Consider the following 16,975-nt stretch of genomic DNA (forward strand, 5'->3'; position numbering starts at 1 on the left):
GATAAGTGTCAAGATATCAATTTGAACTTATCAGTATCATAAATGTATTAAATGCGTATATTACAAGATTTAATTTTTAACTTTTAAAATACTATATAAATAAAAAAAGAGGTGAAGACATAAAGTTTTTGTACCCTGAGAACCGATAATCGGTGTCCCAATAGTAGGATTTAACTACAGTGCTATTAGTTTTATATGAAAAACCAAATAGCACTACAGATTGAGCAATAAATTCTCATGATTCAACAAAATTTAAAAAGTTATTTTGCTCATCATACAGTGCTGCTCATATCCTAAATACTTTTGTCTTGACCTCTTTCAATCTATACATTAAACAATTTTATTCTTCATCAAATAATGACTTCGGTGCGTCTTCTTCTTTTTCTTCTACATCACCATCAAAAATACCGAGCTTCTCACGTAGTTTTTGGTCGATTTCATCTTTAATTTGAGGATTTTCTTTAAGGTAAGTTTTAACATTTTCTTTACCTTGTCCCATTCTTTCACCATTATATGAATACCAAGCTCCAGATTTATCAACGATTTCATTTTCCACACCAAGATCAATCAGTTCGCCTTCTTTAGAGATACCTTGACCATACATGATATCAACTTCTGCAACTCTGAATGGTGGTGCAACTTTGTTTTTAACTACTTTAATCTTAGTTCTATTACCAACAATCTTTTGTCCTTGTTTCAATTGTTCGGCACGACGAACTTCTAAACGAACAGAACTATAGAATTTTAATGCTCTACCACCTGGTGTTGTTTCAGGATTACCGAACATTACACCTACTTTTTCACGAATTTGGTTAATGAAGATGGCAGTCGTATTTGATTTAGAAATAGCTCCAGATAGTTTACGTAATGCTTGTGACATTAATCTTGCTTGTAAACCTACATGAGTATCTCCCATTTCACCTTCAATTTCAGCTTTAGGTGTTAATGCAGCTACTGAATCGACTACTACAATATCAACTGCACCACTACGAACAAAAGCTTCAGCAATCTCTAAACCTTGTTCCCCATGGTCAGGTTGTGATAAATATAGATTATCAATATCTACGCCTAGTGCTTGAGCATAAACAGGATCTAATGCATGCTCAGCATCAATAAATGCAGCAACGCCGCCGTTTTTTTGTGTTTCTGCAATAGCATGTAATGCAACTGTAGTTTTACCAGAACTTTCTGGTCCATATATTTCAATAATTCTTCCTTTAGGATAGCCACCTACACCTAATGCGTTATCTAATGTAACTGAACCACTTGATGTACTTGAAACTCTGCGACCTTTATTATCGCCTAATTTCATTACTGCACCTTTACCAAATGATTTTTCCATATTTTTTATTACTGTATCGAGAGCTTTTTGACGTTCGTTATCCAAAGCGAGACCTCCTAAATTGAGAATGTTTTCTGTTTAATATCTTAATTCATACTATACAAGCTTTTAAATTAAATTACAAGCATTTTGCGAATATTTGTTCGTGTTATTTCGAGACTTAGTTATACAAAAACGAACAAACGTGCTATTAATTCCAACAGTAATTGACTTATTTCAATTGTTCTAACCATTTTAACAATTTAATTAATGCATAATTTTGACTTCTGCTTCTAAGTAAATTTCTGTTTTGAGACATTTTAAATGATTCAATTTCCAATTCATCTCCAACAAGTTTTCCTAAATAAACTTCATTGTCATCATGCAATAATGTCATACCCATATCTACTTTAAATAAATCTTTGACGTATTTAGCACTTTCATATAATTGTTCATTAATATTTAATTTTTCATCAACAAATTGTGAAGAATGTGGTAATGCGCCTTTTAATAGTTGACTGTTATCTACATTTTTCAACCGAGTATATAATGCCCCGTTAGTGACGCCGTCATATATTGCAAATGAAGTGTTCATACGTTCCATCACTGATTCTTCTATACTGATATCATCAGATCCAAAGTAGTAATTACCAATTCGACTTAGAATTTCATTTTTAATCGGTTGAATGAGTTTCTGACATTGTTCTTTGGTTTCTGCATTTGCAGTTAATCTGATATATACTTCATGTGTTCCGGCAAGTGGTGCAATAGTAGGATTCGTTTGTTGGTCTATCAAATCCATTAAGATAGTCTCAACTTTTGACTCGCCTATTCCCGCAAATTTAAGTTGTTCTGAGAAGATAACTTTATCGTCATCTAATATAAATGGTAATAACTCATTTTTTGCCATTGGTTGCATTTCTTTAGGTGGTCCAGGTAATAATACTACCTTTTTCTCTTCAATTTCTACTAACATACCTGGTGCCATACCAGTTTTATTTGGAAGTACAGTAGCTCCCTCAATAACAAGTGCTTGTTGTTTATTATTTGGCGTCATCACTTGTCCTTGGTCTTCAAAATAACTTTCAATATATTGTAATGATGGTTCATCTATAACTAATTCTTTATTTAATACATTAGCAACTGTATGCTTTGTAAGGTCGTCTTTAGTTGGACCCAATCCACCAGTTAGTACAATCATGTCAAATCGCTCTAATCCTTGTCGAATGATGTATTCTAAACGTTCAGGATTATCTCCAATTACAGTATGTTCAACAACGTTTTTACCCACTCCGTTCAATAATTTGGATAAATATTGACCATTTGTATTAGCTATTTGACCTAATAATAACTCTGACCCTACAGCAATTATTGAAATATTCATAACATATTTCTCCCCTTTTAATACTCAAATATAAGTAATATCACTATTATAAACGTTTAAAAAATTAAAATCTAAGAAAGAGATTACGTACTTACTAGTCACTTCAAATCATCTTATAAGTTCAAAATAAAAACGAGTTGAAATAAAATACCATTCCAACTCGCTAGAATATTAATGTTTAAATACATCTCTACCTTTATAAAAGTATTCAATACCAGATAAAATAGTGAAGAATACACCGATATATAATAATACCTGTCCAATTGGGAAGCCAATCCAAGTTGCTAAAGGATCACCTAATAAAATCCAAATAATGGCAACCATTGTGACTGCTGTTTTGATTTTACCTAATTGACCGGCTGCACTAACAAATCCTTGTTCAATTTGTAATAATCTAAGCCCAGTTACTGCAAATTCTCTAGCAATAATGATAATAGCAACAACTGAATTGGTTAAATCAAGTTGTACCATCACAATTAATGCACTAGCAACCAATAATTTATCAGCTAAAGGATCTAAAAATTTCCCCATGTTTGTAACTAATTGCCATTTACGAGCTAAATAGCCATCTGCGAAATCACTTAATGATGCAATGATAAAGATAAAACCACTTATTAAAAGCTCTATTTTAATATCATATCCGCCTAGGAATGATATTTTCCCAAAACCAAAATTGACTAATGCAAATAAGATAAATACTGGTATGAGTACAACTCTAAATACCGTTATCTGATTTGGTATATTCATTTAAAATCCTCATTTCTAATACTTTTTTATCTAAAATAATAGTACTGCTATAATCCACAACATAAGTGTGACTAAGATCACTAACCCAATAATTACGGCTACTTGTATGGATTCCTTTGACTTTCTTCTATAAGGAGGTGCTTCTTTATTACCAAATGAATGAATCGCATCATCTAACTGAATACGATTATCCGGTATTTCATCTTGATGAACTTCAATCAAATGATTAGGCTCAATATTAACAACACTGGCATATTTTCTAATAAAACCTTCAGTATAGTTACTGTTTGGTAATTGATTAAAGTCATTATTTTCAATTTGTTCTAAAGTATGACGTTTGAGTTGAGTACGTTGCTCTAATTCATTTAGAGTCATACCTAACCTTTCACGTCTACTCTTTAAAACTTCACCTATTGTTTTCAAAATGATGCCTCCTTATAAACTATTCAAAGAATCCAAATCCTCCACCAAATGGGTCACCAAAGTCTAAATTATTTTTACTTTTAGTTTGAACTGTTTGTTTTTTCATCTCTTCATATTGAATTTCTTGATTTTTATTTTCACGTAATTCTATGATGTAATCAAAATCATCCATGCTATAATCACATGCTTCTACAAATAAATCAGGATGTTCTACTACTTTTACTGAAGGAAGTGTCATGATTTCTCTGACTAGATCTTGATGTTTCATATTAGATTCACGTGCTGTAACAGCACCATCAATAATATAAACATGATTCGAATCATATTCACCTTTAATCAATGAACTTCTGACTGTTTGTTTAATTAAAGTTGAACTAATAAATAACCAACGTTTGTGTGCACAGACACTACCAGCAACAATTGATTCAGTCTTCCCGACTCTTGGCATACCACGAATTCCTATTAACTTATGTCCTTCTTCTTTAAATAATTCTGCTAAGAAATCTACTAATAGTCCTAAGTCTTCACGTTCAAAACGGAATGTTTTTTTATCGTCTGCATCTTGCTCTATGTAGCGACCATGTCGGACAGCTAACCTGTCACGTAATTCGGGTATACGTAATTTAGTAATATCAATTTCATTAATTTCTTTAACTATTTGTTCGAAGCGTTCTACTTTTTCTAGTTTGTCTGTTTTAATTAATAAACCACGTTTACCTTGGTCAACACCATTAATCGTAACAATACTAATTCCTAGCATACCTAATAAACTTGAAACATCACCTAATAAACCGGCACGGTTCATTGTAATTTCATATTCGAGATACCATTCTTTTCTTCTCTCTGCCACTGACACCAATACCCACCCCTTGTTTAAACACAACTAAAAAGTTCAATTTCAATGATTAATAATAATCACATTATAACATCGAATTGAATATCATGTACTAGAGAAATCATGTTTTATAGTTAATACTATTAATTGAAACGATTATAAATACCATCCGCCATTCACTTTTTGAATAGTCCCTGTAACACTTTTAGCCATCGGATTATATAAATAGGCACAAGTGTGCGCTATTTCGCATGGGTCTATCATTCGATGTTGAGGAAGGTCATTTAGAATCTCTTCTAATTCTTCTTCTGACCATTTCTGACTCATATTACCTGAGACAAACCCTGGTGTAATTGCATTCACTGTCACTGTTGTTTGAGCCAACTCTTGACTTAACGCTTTTATAAATCCGATTTGAGCACTTTTCATTGCTGAATAAATAGTTTCCATACTTGCACCCATTTCACCCCATATAGATGAAATAACTATAATTCTCCCATTTTCACTTTGCCTTAACGTATCAACAAAAAAACGGCTTAGTCTAATGAATTGTCTCACATGAATATGGTAAGATTTATCAACATGTTCGTCTGACATATCTTGAAGCATGCCATATAATGCTGTACCTGTTGCATAAATCATACAATCAAGATGATTGATATGACCAAAGAACTTATCTAAATTGATTTCCTTAGATAAATCACATTGTATTAAATTAACAGGTTGATTTAGATATCGCGCAACCAACTTTGATTTATCGGCTGAATAAAATTGTAAATCTACTTCATAGCCATCTTCTAACAACCGATCAATAATTGCTGTGCCAATTGACCCTGAACCACCTAATACTAATGCTCTCATTTGTTTTTAAGCTCCAAACGGCTATCCACCATCTCATCTAAATCTAAGCATAACTGAGACGTTTCATTGACACTTTCAAGTGTGATATTTTCAACGATGTTTAACATATCAAATACACTAACGCCTTCAAAATATAACTTTGCGTATTGGTTAGCAATGTATTCAGGAGAATTAAGACTTGAAATAAATTCTCCTATAAATTGTTTTTTCAATAAATCAAATGCCTCAACGTCAGATAATTTACCTTTGTTATCTTTTAATTGTTTGATAAGCAATTGTTTTAATTGGTCTGGATGATTTGTTGCACTAGTAATAATTGAAAAACTATAAGTTGGCTCTAAAACAAATTGATACCCAAATGTTTCATCAATTAAATCATCATTTAATAGTTCTTGATAAAACTCTGTTTCTTCGCCAAAAATAAGTTCATAGAAAAATGTCATTTCTAAATCACGTTGAACATATTTTTCTGGTGATTCATCTAAAGGTTGATTTTTAAATCCTAGCATTAACTTAGGAGATTGTAGTTTCATTTCTTCAGATACAACATGTTGATTCACTGATTTTGGTTCATCAATCAATGCGCGTTCAATTTTAGGTTGATTCGTTTTATCTCTATGGTTTTCATGTTCTTCTACAATGTCAACAATATACTGAGGTTCTACATCACCTACTACGAAAAGTACCATATTAGATGGGTGATAAAATGTTTCATAGCAAAGATATAAATCATCTTTTGTAATATCATAGATACTTTCAACACTACCTGCGATATCAACTCTAATAGGATGTTTTTCATACATAGCTCTTAACGTATTAAACATGAGTTTATACCCAGGTTGTTCTTGATACATTTTAATTTCTTCAGCGATTATACCTTTTTCTTTGTCTACAGTTTCTTTTGTAAAATAAGGTGTCTCAACCATTGTTAATAACCGTTTGATATTATTCTCAAGATGATCTGTCGCACTAAATAAATAACTTGTACGGTCAAAACTAGTAAAGGCATTGGCTTGTGCATTTTCTTCAGCAAATGCAGTGAATAAATCTTCTTCTTCTTTTTCAAATAACTTATGCTCTAAAAAGTGTGCAACACCATCCGGTACAGTTACAAATTCATCTTTACCTAGTGGTTTAAAACGACTATCTAGAGAGCCAAATTGAGTAGTATAGGTAACAAACGTTTTTTGAAATCCTGGTTTTGGTATCACAAATAAACGCAGTCCATTTTCTAATTCATGTTCATAAACTGTCTCATCTATGACATCATAATAATGTTGTTTCACTACTCATTCCCTCCTTTAGTAAGTACATAAATTGTATCTAATACTGCTTCATTAGCTAATTTGGTAATATCATCTTTAGTCACTTTATCTATTTCATTTAAGAAAGATTCATCACTTTGAGGCTCATCTAACAAAATTTGATTATGAGCTATTTCTATAATACTCTTTGGTCTGTCTGCAGATTCATGTCTTTGAGACGTAATGATCTTTTTAGCTAATGCAAGTTTATTTTCGTCAAATTCACCTTTTTTAAATTTATCAAATTCCTCTAAAATCGTTTGTTTCGCAATTTCATATTTATCTGCTGATACACCACTTAACACAAATAAATATCCATTTTTACCATCAATTTGAGAGTGTATAGAATATGCTAAACTTTGACGTTCACGTACTTCATTAAATAATACGGATGATGGATCTCCGCCGAACATGATATTAAACACAATAAAAGCATAATAATTACTTTTACCATAATGAGTTGGGAAACGATAACCTAAATTAAGTTTAGCTTGATCGACCTCATCGGTTTCAACAATTGTCTTTGGCAATCGTTCAATTTTATTGTCTAATTTTTGATTATTATCAGTAACTTCAAAAGTAAACGGTTTAATTTTGAACTTAGATTGGATTTGATTGTAAACCTGTTGTTTATCAACATTACCAACAACATAAATAGCACAGTAGTCGTTTTCAATCATGGATTGATATGTATCATACAGTGATGCAGGTGTTACATGGGGCACTTGTTCAATTTGACCAGTTGCTAAATATTGATATGCTTCATTTTCAAACATATTTTTTAATAATTTTAAAAATGAATATTGTGCTTTGTTGTCAATCATCGCTTCAATCTTTTTACCTAACAATGATTTTTCTTGTTTTACAAATTTAGCGTCAAATTGTTTATTATGTATTAATGGATTCCAAATTAATTCGTTTAATAAATCTAATCCATGTTCAAATAATGGTGTTTGATCTTTTAAATATCGTTCATTGACTATTTCTAAAGAAATAGTAATGACATGTTTATCTTTAAATTTCGAAACAAAGCTATTTACATATGCGCCGTACAGTTCAGATAAACGACGGTTTAGAGCTTTATCGTCCTGCCATTTTTGAGAAGCACGAACAAGCACTTTACTTAGTACAGAACGTGCAGTTATTGTTTCATATTCAAGTGGTGCCATAAATTTAAAAGTAATCGTTGTTGTTTTAAATTTCTCAGTTGGCAACACATGTATATGCTTATTTTGATTTTCTTGCTTTTCGTTATGCAACTGCAATACCTCCATTGACATTTTTCATTATTTTTCTCTTGTAATTCTAAACTTAACTAAACTACTCTTCATATAATTTAAAGAATATAAAATCGGATTATTTTGTTCATCAAAATGAGTAACCTTAAGTAACATTAATCCTTCATGTGGTGAGGCATTTAGCATTTCTGAAATATGCGGTTCATAATTAACCGCTTCTAAATCAGTTTCAGCAAAAGTGACTGTATGTCCTGTAGCATGTTTAATTGCATTTAACATTGATCCATTACTTTCTTGATATCCTGTACATGTTAAATAGTCCTTTGCAATCTTGTCTAAACAATAAACTACTGGTTCATGATTAGCAGTTTTCAATCTTTCTATAATAGTTACTGGTTGTTTCTCATTAATACCTAAACGTTTAGCATCTAATAACGTTGCAGGTTGTTCATCAAAGTTTAAATATTCTGTACCAGATTGATAACCAGCACTGTTAATCATTTCAGTAATACTAATTAATTCATTTAATGGATAAAAGAAAGGGGGCAGTGATTTGACACTGGTACCCTCTTCAAAATTATCTACAACTACTTGTTCAGTAATTAATTCTCCTATACCTTCATAAACATCGTCTGTTTTAATATTGAGTTCACGAGCAATAGCTAAATTACTTGGTAATTTACTACCAAACTCCAATTCTCCAGACTTAATTTTGTTTAGAATATATTGTTTCACTCTATAAATAGCATTCATTTCCGCCATAATTACACCTCATCTTTATCAATATCAACTAAAATTTGTCTTGGTTTACTACCTTTTTGTGGACCAATAACTTGGTTTCTTTCAAGATCATCCATCAGTCGTGATGCTCGGTTATACCCAATTCTAAACTGTCTCTGTAATAAAGATGTACTTGCTTTTTGTTTTTCAATTACAAATAAATAGGCTTCATCATATAAGGCATCTTCACTTTTCATTTCTGACTTATCTACTGGTGCATCAGGTTCCATTTCTTTGACATAATTTGCTTGTTGTTGCTCAACAACATAGTTAACTACATCTTGGACTTCTTGGTCGCTTAAGAATGCACCTTGTATTCTTGTTTTAGTTGAATCTCCATTTCCAACGTACAACATATCACCTTTACCTAATAATTTTTCAGCTCCACCAGATCCAATGATTGTTCTTGAGTCTGTTTGAGAACTTACAGCAAAGGCAATTCTTGATGGAATATTATTTTTAATAATACCTGTAATAACATCCACTGATGGTCTTTGTGTTGCAACGATTAAATGTATACCAGCTGCACGAGCCATTTGTGTAATACGTTGAATTGCATTTTCCACTTCTTTACCAGCTACCATCATCAAGTCAGCTAATTCATCGACAATGACGACGATATAAGGTAATTCAGCTTGTTTTTCATCTAATTCTTTATTTTGTTTTCTAATAAATTGATTGTAACCCTCAATGTTTCTAGTTGATGAATGTTGGAATAAATCGTAACGTCTCTCCATTTCAGCCACTATTTTTTCCAATGCTTGTGCTGCTTTATGTGGATTAGTTACAACTGGTATTAATAAATGTGGAATACCATTGTATACATTTAATTCTACCATTTTTGGATCAATCAGCATAAGTTTTACTTCATGGGGTTTCGCGTTTAATAATAAGCTTGTAATGATTCCATTAATACATACTGATTTACCACTACCGGTAGATCCTGCTACCAACAAGTGAGGCATTTCATTTAATTGAATGGTAATAGGGTCTCCTGAAATATCTCTACCCAAACCTACTTCTAATTTATCATTAGAAGGAAATTTTTCTTCTAAAACTTCTTTGAGTGCCACAAGTGAAATTTTATCATTTGGAACTTCTATCCCAACTGCTGAACGACCTGGGATTGGTGCTTCTATTCGTACATCTTTAGCTGCTAACGCTAAAGCAATATCATTATGCAAATTTACTATTTTATTGACTTTAACACCTTGTGCTGGCTGTACCTCATATTGTGTTACTGCTGGCCCTATTTTAATTTGCGTCACTTTTGCATCAACACCAAAGTTTTTCATCGTAGATTCTAGAACTTGTCCTTTTCTTTTCACTTCTGCTTTTGAAGTCGATTGTTTTTGTGTAGGGTGGTTTAATAATGATAATGGTGGTACTACATAAGCTGCATTCATCTCTTCTCCAGCTTCTGAAATAGAATTTTCATTAGCATCATTATCACTAGACTGTTGATAATTTTCTGGCTCATCTGCTGTTGATGGTTGTGAAGTGTTCTGAATGTCATTTGCCATTGGTGATACTTGTTCTGAGTCATTGCTAAATGATCGTTTTTTTCGTCTAGATGGCGTGGGTTCTTGCTCAGAATCACTGTGCCCATAAATAGGAATATCACTATCTTGAGGTGCTTCTGGTAAATCTGAGACATCTTTAATTTCTTCTTTATCTTTTGTACGATGTCGTTTGTCTATTCTTTCAGCTTTATCTTTAGCTCTTTGTTCTTTAGTTGATTTTTTGACTTCACGTTTTTCTTTTAAATTTTGAGTGGCTGAAATACTCGATGTTCTAATATTTTCAAAAACTTTTTTAGTTACATCTCTATGGCGTAAATTGAATAATAAAATAATACTTGAAACAACAAGTAAAACAGTAATGATAAATACGCCAATAATAGAAATAAGTGGAATAAATAACTCTAATAAATAGTATCCAATTAAGCCCCCACCAAAATTAGGAAAGTGACTATGTTTGTATGATTGATAAACGTATGATAAAACGGGTTCTCTTTCAGATACGACGCCTTTACTAAAGTGATAATATAGTTGAGAAATAAATAATAATGCTACTTGTAAAGTAATAGTTCCTACCGTACGTCTTGTTTTAGGAATTTTTTTAGAATATGTGATAAATCCTGTTGCTAATAATATTAATATATATGTTAAATAACGACTCATTCCGACAAAATAATTAAAGAAACTATCTATCATTCTTCCAACGATGCCTAATTGAAAAGCACCTAAAATGACTAAAATAACCACAATGATAGCAATAATATATCTTAATGGACTCTCCGTTTGCTTTTTCTTTGTGGTTGATTTCTTTCTAGTTGTATTCGATTTTTTCTTTGTCGGCGATTTTTTCTTTGCTTGTGGCAAATTCGTACACCTTCTTTTTTAATCTTTCGTATGTATCGTATTGATTTAAAGTTTTATTAAATAAGATGAAAGAGGTAAGGACGTCACACACATAATAGAACATCTGTATGATACAACGAATCTATCTTGATACAGATTCGCATTTCAACATTTGTCTATTGAAGTCTGTAGTGATTGACATACTTAAACTACAAACAACGTGAGTTTGTCCCAACCTCTTTAGTTTATTTTATAATGATTATATTTCAGATATAACTGGAATAATCATTGGACGACGTTTTGTACTTTCGAAAAGTAATTTACTAATTTTATCTCTCATGTTTTGTTTGATTTCTGACCATTCAATTCGTTTCTCTTGTAAGCCAGCTTCTACAATTTCTCGCACTTTTTCTTCAGCTTCTTTTAATAATTCTTCGCTTTCTCGTACATAAACAAAGCCTCTTGACTGAATTTCAGGACCAGCAGCAATTCTACGGTTTTTAGGGTCTAGCGTTACGACAGCAATAAAAATACCATCTTCAGCTAATAAATGACGATCTCTTAATACAATATTACCGACATCTCCTACACCAATACCATCAATTAATACATTGCCAGAATGTACTTTTTCATTTAATACCATATTCTTGCCATCGTAATTGATGACATCCCCTTTTTCAACTAGGAAAATCTTTTCAGGAGCAACGCCTGCTTCAGCAGCTAACTTAGCATGTGCAATTTGCATTTTGAATTCACCTTGAACTGGTACAAAGTATTCTGGTTTCATGATGTTGATCATCATTTTTAACTCTTCCATGCAACCATGACTTGACGCATGTATTTTTTTATTATTTGGAATAATATGTGCACCAGCACGTACTAATTCATTTAATGTATCAGCTATAATGACTTCCATATTTGCAGATGCAGTAATCGCTAAGAAAACTGAATCACCTTTTTCGATGTTCATAATTTTATGTTTTTGTTGAGCCATTTGACTTAATGCTTCTACAGGTTCACCTTGCATTCCTGTCGCAATAATGATGACTTCATTTTTCGGATAATTTTCGACTTCGCTAATTGGAATAAGTAAGTCTTTAGGAATATCGAAATATCCCATTTTGCGTGCGATATTAAATGAACTTTCTAATGAACGACCTAAAAATGAGACTTTTCGATTCAATTGGCTAGCAATATTTAACACTTGTTGAATTCTTATAAAATTCGATGCATAACATGATACAATCAAACGACCTTTAACTTTGGCAAATGCATCATACATATGATGTTCGATGACATTTTCAGGTGTATTGTATCCCGGCTTTTCTGCTTCTGTAGAATCACTAATTAATGCAAATACGCCTTCTTCACCAATTTCCGCCATACGTTTGAAATCTGGAGAATATTGGCCTCTTAAACTTTGGTCAAATTTAAATTCGCCAGTATAAACAATTGATCCATATGAAGTATGAATACAAATTCCTAAACTATCAGGAATGCTGTGTGTAGTATTAAAGAAACTAATATTCACATTTTTAAAACGCATCACAGATTCATGATTTACTGAATAGTAACGTACTTTTTTATTAATATTTCTAGACTTCATATTCTCTTTAACAAGTGCAATTGTTAATTTCGAACCATACACAGGCGCATCAACCTGTTCTAAAATATAACTTACAGCACCCATTGCATGCTCGTGTCCATGTGTAAGGAATATCCCTTTTAACTTTTCTTTATTTTCAATGACATATTGAATGTCTGGTATTACTATATCTACACCTAACATTTCATCTTCTGGAAACATTAAGCCTGCATCTAGCATAAACATTTCATCGTCTACTTCAACGATATACATATTTTTCGCAATTTCTCCAACACCACCAAGTGGTATGATGCGAATGTCTTTGTTTTTTTTCTTTATTAAACTCAAAATGTTACCTCCTATAATTAATCCCCGTCCATATATAAACTCACCATTTATTATAAGTTAAAATTTGCTTGATGTACACTATTAATGCACGTCATGACTCTATATTATAATAGGATATTTGAATTCTTTGTATGAACTAAAAAAAGATTGGAAACCTTTATTTGGTTTCCAATCTTGTAAGATATAATTATTTTTCATTAATCGCTTTATGAGATGCATTAACGCGGCCTTGTTTATCAATTTCAGTTACTTTAACTTCGATTGAATCACCTAATTTTAATACATCTTCAACTTTATTAATACGCTCAGTTGAAATTTGTGAGATGTGTAATAACGCATCTTTTCCAGGGAACAATTCTACAAAGGCACCATATTTTTCAATACGTTTAACTTTAGCATTATATACTTGACCAACTTCTGCTTCACGAGTGATTTCTTCAATAATTTCACGTGCGCGATCAATCATTTCTTGATCTACAGCACCAATGAATATTTGACCATCTTGTTCGATATCTAATTTAACGCCTGTTTCATCAATGATTTCATTGATTTTTTTACCACCAGGTCCGATTACGTCTCTAATTTTTTCAGGTTTAATATTCATAGTAACCACTTTAGGTGCATAGGCACTTAATTCGTTTCTTGGTTGATCAATTGTTTGTAACATATGATCCATAATCGCTAAACGGCCTTGACGTGCTTGTTCTAAAGCTTCTTCAATTACTTCACGTGTTAAACCATCAATTTTTATATCCATTTGGATTGCAGTAATACCATCTTTAGTACCTGCTACTTTAAAGTCCATATCACCTAGTGCGTCTTCCATACCTTGGATATCAGTTAAAATAGTATAACTATCTTCACGTGTAACTAATCCCATTGCAATTCCGGCAACTGGTGCTTTGATTGGTACACCGGCATCCATTAGCGCTAATGTTGAACCACAAATTGAAGCTTGTGATGATGAACCATTAGATTCTAATACTTCACTTACAATTCGCACAGTATAAGGGAAGTCCGATGTATCCGGAATAATATATTTAAGTGCTCTTTCACCAAGGGCACCGTGACCAATTTCACGACGACCTGGTGCTCTTACAGGTCCAGTTTCACCTACAGAGAAGTTAGGGAAATTATAGTGATGCATGAAGCGTTTTTCTTCTTCAGGTCCAAGACCATCAATTAACTGATAATCTCCAAGGGCACCTAATGTTAAAACAGATAACGCTTGTGTTTGACCACGAGTGAATAAGCCTGAGCCGTGCGCTCTTGGTAAAAGTCCTACTTCCGATTCTAACGGACGGATTTCATCAGGTTTACGACCATCTGGACGTATTTTTTCGTCTGCAATCAAACGTCTAACTTCTTCTTTAACTAAATCATTTAAAATAGCATATACTTCTTTGATTAACGCTTCATTATCAGGATCTTCTTCATCAATAAATTCAGCAACAATATCTTCTTTTAATGTGTCTAAATTAATGTCACGTTGTTGTTTATCAAAAGTTAATACTGTATCTTTTAATCCTTTAGCTTCAGTTAATGATTTAACTTTTTCAACAAGTTCTTCATCTCTTTCAACTGGAATAAATTCTTGTTTTTCCGGTTGAATATAATCAATGATTTCTTGTTGGAAAGCGACTAATCGTTTAATTTCGTCATGACCAAAGAAGATTGCCTCAAGCATTTCACTTTCTGTAATTTCACTCGCACCTGCTTCAACCATATTAACTGCATCTTTATGGCCTGCTACTTCTAAATCTAAACGTGATACTTCTTTTTCAGCAACAGTCGGATTAATCACATACTTGCCATCTACATATCCTACATTCACACCTGCTATAGGCCCCAAGAATGGAATATCAGACACACTTAAAGCCATTGAAGAACCAATCATAGCGGCCATTTCGGGTGAGCAATCAGGATCAGCACTAAGAACAATATTCATAATTTGAACATCGTGCTTATAACCTTTAGGAAACAATGGACGTATTGGTCTATCTATTAAACGTGCAGTTAATGTTGCGTCATCTCCTGGACGTCCTTCTCTTTTTTTAAATCCTCCAGGGATCTTACCTGCAGCGTACATTTTTTCTTCATAATTAACTGTTAATGGGAAAAAGTCACCATCACGTGGTTCCTTAGAAGCTGTAGCAGTTGATAAGACAACTGTATCACCATAACGTACTAAAACAGCACCGTTAGCTTGTTTGGCTAATTGTCCTGTCTCAATTGTTAATGATCTGCCAGCCCACTCAGTTTTAAAAACTTTCTTCTCTTGAGACATTATGAATCTCCTCTCTAAATTCTATTATCTATATCATATCATTTATTACATTTAATTTATATTAGTTCTTATTTGTTAGACAATAAAAAAAGGAAAGTACCAATCGAATGGTGCTTTCCTAATTTATTATTAAGATTAACGACGGATACCTAAAGATTTGATTAATTCACGGTAACGTTGAATATCTTTACCACGTAAGTAGTTTAATAAGTGTCTACGACGACCAACCATTTTTAATAATCCACGACGTGAATGGTGATCTTTTTTGTGCTCACGTAAATGCTCGTTTAATGCAGAGATTTCTGCAGTTAAAACAGCGATTTGTACTTCTGGAGAACCAGTGTCTGTTTCGTGAGTGCGGTATTCTTTAATTAATTCATTTTTACGTTCTTGTGAAATTGCCATTGTCAATTTCCTCCTTTAATTTGTATACTCCTTTATCCGAGTTAGGCGTCGGAGTCTCGACCTACTAAGAAAAAGGTTGTCTCTTAAACAAGTCAGTCTTGTTTTAATCAACTTTATATATTATATGATACATCGTCGCCAAAATCAACAGATAATAAATATTTAGCACGCGCTTTGTCATCATTCATCTGCTCTACTAATGGATCAATGCCATCAAATTTTATTTCAGGGCGTAGGAAATGGTGCCAGTAAACCACTACTCGTTCGCCATAAATATTTTCATCGAAATCAAAAATATTAACTTCAATGACAACTTCTGCTTTTGCTGGATCATGGAAAGTTGGTTTAACACCAACGTTTGCAACGCCTCGATATAATTTTTGTTCGGTGCCAATTTCCATACTTACTGCATAAACACCCTTTTTTGGTAACAAATAATCATCACTTGGATGAACATTAGCAGTTGGGAATCCAATTGTTCGTCCACGTTTTTCACCTTGAACAACAGTACCTTTAATTTTATATAAGTAACCTAATTCCTCATTTGCTTTTTGCAGTTCACCGCTTTGTAATGCGTCTCTAATCGCTGTAGTAGAAATTTTTTCATCGTCTAATTCTTGTTTGCCCACTATTGTCGTATTAAATGAATCAACCTCATTTAACACGGTCATATTACCTTTACCAAATTTACCAAACGTAAAGTCAAATCCAGCAATAACTTCTTTGACATTATTTTTAATAATATATTCTTCAATAAATTCTTCAGATGTTACATTTGCAAACCTAGATGAGAAATTAATAACGATACAGTAGTCCACATCATGTGAAGCTATCATATCAATTTTGTCTGAAAGTGGTGTTAAGTAAGTCGTTCTTTTACGTTCAGGATTTAACACTACTGATGGATGTGGGTCAAACGTCATAACAGCCTTCTTCAGTCCACGAGATTGCGCCTGTTGATCTAATGTTTGAAAAACTTTATCATGCCCTTTATGCATACCATCAAAGAAACCAAATGCCATCGCAACGTTTTCATTTATTCGTTGGTCATCTTGAATTGGATGGGTAATTTCTATCACTTTCATAATAAATCT

At 32.6% G+C, this 16,975-nt stretch carries 14 protein-coding genes; all 14 read right to left on the reverse strand.

What is annotated here, in order from left to right; translation table 11 throughout:
- Positions 1 to 340 precede the first annotated feature (340 nt).
- On the reverse strand, positions 341 to 1,387 hold the full coding sequence (gene recA / locus LPC11_RS07555; RefSeq protein WP_231307204.1) for a recombinase RecA: 1,047 nt from the start codon (positions 1,385 to 1,387) through the stop codon (positions 341 to 343).
- Between the two features lie 166 nt (positions 1,388 to 1,553).
- Positions 1,554 to 2,705: a CinA family nicotinamide mononucleotide deamidase-related protein gene (locus LPC11_RS07560; protein ID WP_023375204.1), complete on the reverse strand. Its 1,152-nt coding sequence runs from the start codon at positions 2,703 to 2,705 to the stop codon at positions 1,554 to 1,556.
- Between the two features lie 171 nt (positions 2,706 to 2,876).
- Positions 2,877 to 3,452 (reverse strand): CDP-diacylglycerol--glycerol-3-phosphate 3-phosphatidyltransferase, encoded by a 576-nt coding sequence (gene pgsA, locus LPC11_RS07565; RefSeq protein WP_015365063.1) that lies wholly within the window; start codon positions 3,450 to 3,452, stop codon positions 2,877 to 2,879.
- 30 nt (positions 3,453 to 3,482) lie between these two features.
- Positions 3,483 to 3,875 carry a helix-turn-helix domain-containing protein gene (locus tag LPC11_RS07570; RefSeq protein ID WP_041613973.1) on the reverse strand — a complete coding sequence of 131 codons (393 nt, stop codon included), beginning with the start codon at positions 3,873 to 3,875 and terminating at the stop codon, positions 3,483 to 3,485.
- A gap of 19 nt (positions 3,876 to 3,894) precedes the next feature.
- The gene (locus LPC11_RS07575; RefSeq protein ID WP_041613971.1) at positions 3,895 to 4,731 is read right to left on the reverse strand and encodes a YmfK family protein; all 837 of its coding nucleotides are present in this window, start codon (positions 4,729 to 4,731) and stop codon (positions 3,895 to 3,897) included.
- A gap of 135 nt (positions 4,732 to 4,866) precedes the next feature.
- Positions 4,867 to 5,571 carry an elongation factor P 5-aminopentanone reductase gene (ymfI, locus tag LPC11_RS07580; protein ID WP_023375201.1) on the reverse strand — a complete coding sequence of 235 codons (705 nt, stop codon included), beginning with the start codon at positions 5,569 to 5,571 and terminating at the stop codon, positions 4,867 to 4,869.
- Positions 5,568 to 6,857, reverse strand: coding sequence for an EF-P 5-aminopentanol modification-associated protein YfmH (gene yfmH / locus LPC11_RS07585; RefSeq protein ID WP_023375200.1), 1,290 nt, complete (start codon positions 6,855 to 6,857; stop codon positions 5,568 to 5,570). Before yfmH ends, ymfI begins: the two co-directional genes overlap by 4 nt.
- Positions 6,857 to 8,134, reverse strand: a complete 1,278-nt coding sequence (gene yfmF / locus LPC11_RS07590; RefSeq protein WP_107566228.1) for an EF-P 5-aminopentanol modification-associated protein YfmF — start codon at positions 8,132 to 8,134, stop codon at positions 6,857 to 6,859. The genes yfmH and yfmF overlap by 1 nt, the downstream gene beginning before the upstream one ends.
- Before the next feature lie 27 nt (positions 8,135 to 8,161).
- Positions 8,162 to 8,875, reverse strand: a complete 714-nt coding sequence (locus LPC11_RS07595; RefSeq protein WP_023375198.1) for a GntR family transcriptional regulator — start codon at positions 8,873 to 8,875, stop codon at positions 8,162 to 8,164.
- 2 nt (positions 8,876 to 8,877) lie between these two features.
- Positions 8,878 to 11,277 (reverse strand): DNA translocase FtsK, encoded by a 2,400-nt coding sequence (locus tag LPC11_RS07600; protein WP_023375197.1) that lies wholly within the window; start codon positions 11,275 to 11,277, stop codon positions 8,878 to 8,880.
- A gap of 238 nt (positions 11,278 to 11,515) precedes the next feature.
- Entirely contained in the window at positions 11,516 to 13,189 is a 1,674-nt protein-coding gene (gene rnjB, locus LPC11_RS07605; RefSeq protein ID WP_015365069.1) for a ribonuclease J2, read from the reverse strand.
- A gap of 187 nt (positions 13,190 to 13,376) precedes the next feature.
- Complete coding sequence (pnp, locus tag LPC11_RS07610; protein ID WP_107566230.1) at positions 13,377 to 15,476, reverse strand: polyribonucleotide nucleotidyltransferase; 2,100 nt, start codon at positions 15,474 to 15,476, stop codon at positions 13,377 to 13,379.
- 135 nt (positions 15,477 to 15,611) lie between these two features.
- Entirely contained in the window at positions 15,612 to 15,881 is a 270-nt protein-coding gene (rpsO, locus tag LPC11_RS07615; RefSeq protein WP_002450539.1) for a 30S ribosomal protein S15, read from the reverse strand.
- Between the two features lie 113 nt (positions 15,882 to 15,994).
- Positions 15,995 to 16,966, reverse strand: coding sequence for a riboflavin biosynthesis protein RibF (gene ribF, locus LPC11_RS07620; protein WP_002466033.1), 972 nt, complete (start codon positions 16,964 to 16,966; stop codon positions 15,995 to 15,997).
- Positions 16,967 to 16,975 lie beyond the last annotated feature (9 nt).

Origin of the sequence: Staphylococcus sp. HL28 (assembly GCF_021117155.1) — a bacterium.
GTDB lineage: Bacteria > Bacillota > Bacilli > Staphylococcales > Staphylococcaceae > Staphylococcus > Staphylococcus warneri.

Bases quoted from the DNA above. Each gene is read 5' to 3' on its own strand.
- LPC11_RS07560 (WP_023375204.1), bottom strand. From the start codon at position 2,705: ATGAATATTTCAATAATTGCTGTAGGGTCAGAGTTATTATTAGGTCAA.
- pgsA (WP_015365063.1), bottom strand. From the start codon at position 3,452: ATGAATATACCAAATCAGATAACGGTATTTAGAGTTGTACTCATACCA.
- ymfI (WP_023375201.1), bottom strand. From the start codon at position 5,571: ATGAGAGCATTAGTATTAGGTGGTTCAGGGTCAATTGGCACAGCAATT.
- LPC11_RS07595 (WP_023375198.1), bottom strand. From the start codon at position 8,875: ATGGCGGAAATGAATGCTATTTATAGAGTGAAACAATATATTCTAAAC.
- pnp (WP_107566230.1), bottom strand. From the start codon at position 15,476: ATGTCTCAAGAGAAGAAAGTTTTTAAAACTGAGTGGGCTGGCAGATCA.
- rpsO (WP_002450539.1), bottom strand. From the start codon at position 15,881: ATGGCAATTTCACAAGAACGTAAAAATGAATTAATTAAAGAATACCGC.
- ribF (WP_002466033.1), bottom strand. From the start codon at position 16,966: ATGAAAGTGATAGAAATTACCCATCCAATTCAAGATGACCAACGAATA.